The sequence below is a fragment of the Escherichia sp. AM3 genome, assembly GCF_032029835.1.
Classification (GTDB): Bacteria; Pseudomonadota; Gammaproteobacteria; order Enterobacterales; family Enterobacteriaceae; genus Escherichia; species Escherichia coli.
On record NZ_JAVUPQ010000151.1, the window covers coordinates 1 to 3,710 of the forward strand.

Consider the following 3,710-nt stretch of genomic DNA (forward strand, 5'->3'; position numbering starts at 1 on the left):
ATAAAACGGCAGCGTTATTTAAACGTGCAATGGGTAGTAATACCAACTGGCGGTTAGGCAGCGACACATTTAACGCGCCAGAACTGTCCTCTTTGGTATTACGCTCATTAAAAGAAGATGCCGAAGAATTTCTGCAACGTCCGATTAAAGATGTGGTGATCTCCGTTCCGGCTTATTTCAGCGATGAACAACGCAAGCATACCCGTTTAGCAGCGGAGTTAGCCGGGTTAAATGCGGTACGCTTAATTAATGAACCCACAGCAGCTGCGATGGCGTATGGCCTGCATACCCAACAAAATACCCGTTCGCTGGTGTTTGATCTCGGTGGCGGCACGTTTGACGTTACGGTGCTTGAGTACGCCACGCCGGTGATTGAAGTTCACGCCTCCGCTGGCGACAACTTTCTTGGTGGCGAAGATTTTACCCATATGCTGGTCGATGAGGTTTTAAAACGCGCGGATGTCGCCAGGACCACGCTTAACGAGAGTGAACTGGCAGCCTTGTACGCCTGTGTGGAAGCGGCAAAATGTAGCAATCAATCGCCATTGCACATTCGCTGGCAGTATCAGGAAGAAACGCGGGAATGCGAATTTTACGAGAACGAACTGGAAGATTTGTGGTTGCCGCTGCTCAATCGCTTGCGAGTGCCGATTGAACAGGCGTTGCGCGATGCGCGTCTGAAGCCGAGTCAAATCGACAGTCTGGTGCTGGTTGGCGGCGCGTCACAAATGCCGCTGGTGCAGCGAATCGCCGTGCGTCTGTTTGGCAAATTACCGTATCAAAGTTACGATCCGAGCACCATTGTCGCGCTGGGCGCAGCAATCCAGGCCGCCTGCCGCTTACGCAGTGAAGATATTGAAGAGGTAATCCTCACTGATATTTGCCCTTACTCGTTGGGCGTTGAAGTTAACCGCCAGGGCGTTTCCGGCATTTTCTCGCCGATTATTGAACGAAACACCACTGTGCCCGTGTCGCGTGTAGAAACTTATTCAACCATGCACCCGGAACAGGATTCAATTACGGTTAACGTCTATCAGGGAGAAAACCACAAAGTTAAAAACAACATTCTGGTGGAATCCTTCGATGTGCCGTTGAAGAAAACCGGGGCTTATCAGTCGATTGATATTCGCTTTAGTTATGATATCAACGGGTTGCTTGAAGTTGACGTGCTTCTGGAAGACGGCAGCGTTAAGTCCAGAGTGATTAACCACAGCCCGGTAACATTGAGCGCGCAGCAGATTGAAGAGAGTCGGACGCGGTTATCCGCATTGAAAATTTATCCGCGCGATATGCTCATCAATCGCACCTTTAAAGCCAAACTGGAAGAGTTGTGGGCGCGGGCGCTGGGTGACGAGCGAGAAGAGATCGGCCGGGTGATCACCGATTTTGATGCGGCGTTGCAGTCAAACGATATGGCCCGCGTGGATGAAGTTCGGCGGCGGGCGAGCGATTATTTAGCCATTGAGATCCCATAAACACGGCTGCCGGATGCGGCGTAAACGCTGCATCCGGCATCGGCGCAAAAAACACATCGTCAGCTAAACAACATCGCGATTTTGCCGAGAGCATAACCTATCACCAGCACCGTTAAACTGATTTTGATAATGCTGGTAATGCTCTGTGGTTTTTCACCCTCATCATTTTTTTCTTCATGATTTTCAGGTGTTGGCTCATCGACATCTTCATCCTCCGGCTCGAGTTTCACTTTCGTCAAAAGCATCCGGGTGACAATGGCCTCTAATGGATGAGCATCTCCGCCTTCCAGCCTTTTATTAAGACGGGCCAGCATCTCTTGTTTCGGAAACGCTTCAAGTACTACCTGTTCCGCTACCCGATACAAATCCAGGAACGGTGAATCTTGCTCTGTCTCGCTACCGACTCTCGATTTCCACCACGCCCATGCTTTGCGCTTGAAGAATAACGACTCAATAAACGATTGACCTAACGGCGATAATTTTCCGCTATGTAAAATCTCCGCCCATAACAGCCGCGTCCGGGCGCTCTCACCAGGAACATATTTCAGCGGTTGACCTTGCGCATCTACCATGCTCCGCGCTTCGATAACCATCACTAATAACGCGAAATAATCCGGGCAATGACGCTTGCTCCACTGCAACAACAAATTATCAGCTTGTGTAGATGGGTAACTTTCCCAGTACGCGCAGAGATCGGCAAGCAGGCTTTCCCCCTCGCCGCAGTACAAACGTTGTGCACACAAGTAATACCGGGCATCTTCGCTTTCTGGTTCTTCCGTTTGCCACTGTTGAGCGACAGGAATGAGTTCCGCCATACCTGTTTGCACCGAGCTGTACCAGCGCAACAGTTTGCGATGTAACTTTGCATCATCAGGAATTAACCACGGACCTTCCATCGCCAAAAACGCAGTGACATAGTCAGGATGGTAACGGCAGCAACGTTCCAGCGCGAAGTAATACTCAACAGTCTGGTTCTGCAACGCAATGGGATATTCCAGAAGGCTAAGGAAATCGAAACAATCACCAGCCTGAATGGCCTCAAGAAAAGCCTCCCTTTCTTCCTCATCCATTCCTTCGCTGTCATTAAATGAATGCCAGTTCAAACGCTCTGCCAGCAAAGAAGCACAATTTAATGAAAGATATCGCGCTTCTATGGCGATTGCACACAGCGGCCAGCGTAATTGATCGACATCCTCCATGTTCCAGGTATTTAATTGCTGAATAAATTTCTGCCAGGCGGAAGGCTGAAAACGATCACTTTCTGAATCCAGTAATGTCCTGAATGCACGTAGTATTTCATGTTCAGCGGCAGCATCTTTTTCTTCATCATCTGCTTCCTCGACAGGATTTACCGCCAGTCGCAGGGCCTCTTCATAGGCCTGGCGTAATGCTTTAAACCCTTGCGGATCGGTTTCGGGATGACACAACGGTAAGCGAGCAAGATAAGCCTGGCGGATAATGTCTATTTGCGTCGTGCTTTCAATTTCGAGGATTTGCCAACATGTTTTCATAGGTCGCTCACATCCTTAAGCGTTACCGGGCATTCAGACTGGACAGTTAATGGCTGCCAGGGAAGCGTGGCATAGAAACGATCGCTTCCCGCTGCCAGCTCTTCGAACATACGACTCCCGGCGCTATCGTATTTGTACAGGGTTAGCGCCTCGCGTAGCGAAGTGTTGTCTTCGCACTGAGAAGATTGCCAGTAGAGACGTCCTAACGAATAGGCGGAAAAATAGTGCATCCAGCTGTGATAGTAATGGTGAGCTCGTACATAGACGCGCGATTGCAGCCATAAACTCTCTTCTTCCGTCAGCCACTTGTTGAGCACACCGACCCGTGACAGAAACCCCATTCGAACATAATCCCAGGCTTTGATTCCCCCTTCCCCACAGCACATAGCGGTTTGGGCAACGAATTGGGTATAAATCAACCCTCTCTCCGAGCCACCAGCAATTAATGCTTTCCACTCTTCAGGGGAAGAGCGATGCCATGTCAGATATAAGCCAGCTAAATCATTGGCATGACCATCATCAGTCATCTGATAAATAGTCTGAATTAAATCATCACGATTATTTATTCCCCAGGATGATGAGAGCTCGAATTCTTTTATCCCAGTATACATTTTTGGCGAGTCATGCGCGGGTTTGCAACCCTGATTAAGTATTTCCATGGGCGCAGAAAGCGCAAAAAGAAGATATTGTTCTTCCTTATTCATTTGTTAATAATCCCTTAAGT

General features: G+C 49.1%; 3 protein-coding genes. 1 reads left to right on the forward strand and 2 read right to left on the reverse strand.

Annotation, left to right across the window (positions count from 1 at the left end; genetic code table 11):
- Positions 1 to 1,475: molecular chaperone HscC (hscC, locus tag RTW80_RS23045; RefSeq protein WP_312720352.1), on the forward strand; the 1,475-nt coding region annotated here is incomplete at its 5' end.
- 59 nt (positions 1,476 to 1,534) lie between these two features.
- Here the strand turns inward: hscC and djlC are convergent.
- A complete protein-coding gene (gene djlC / locus RTW80_RS23050) occupies positions 1,535 to 2,986 on the reverse strand; it encodes a co-chaperone DjlC (protein ID WP_312720355.1) in 1,452 nt (483 codons plus the stop codon).
- Entirely contained in the window at positions 2,983 to 3,690 is a 708-nt protein-coding gene (locus tag RTW80_RS23055) for a DUF1266 domain-containing protein (RefSeq protein WP_001030934.1), read from the reverse strand. The genes djlC and RTW80_RS23055 overlap by 4 nt, the downstream gene beginning before the upstream one ends.
- Positions 3,691 to 3,710 lie beyond the last annotated feature (20 nt).

What these genes read in the sequence shown, in the direction of transcription:
- djlC (WP_312720355.1), bottom strand. Translation starts at nt 2,986, where the DNA reads ATGAAAACATGTTGGCAAATCCTCGAAATTGAAAGCACGACGCAAATA.
- RTW80_RS23055 (WP_001030934.1), bottom strand. Translation starts at nt 3,690, where the DNA reads ATGAATAAGGAAGAACAATATCTTCTTTTTGCGCTTTCTGCGCCCATG.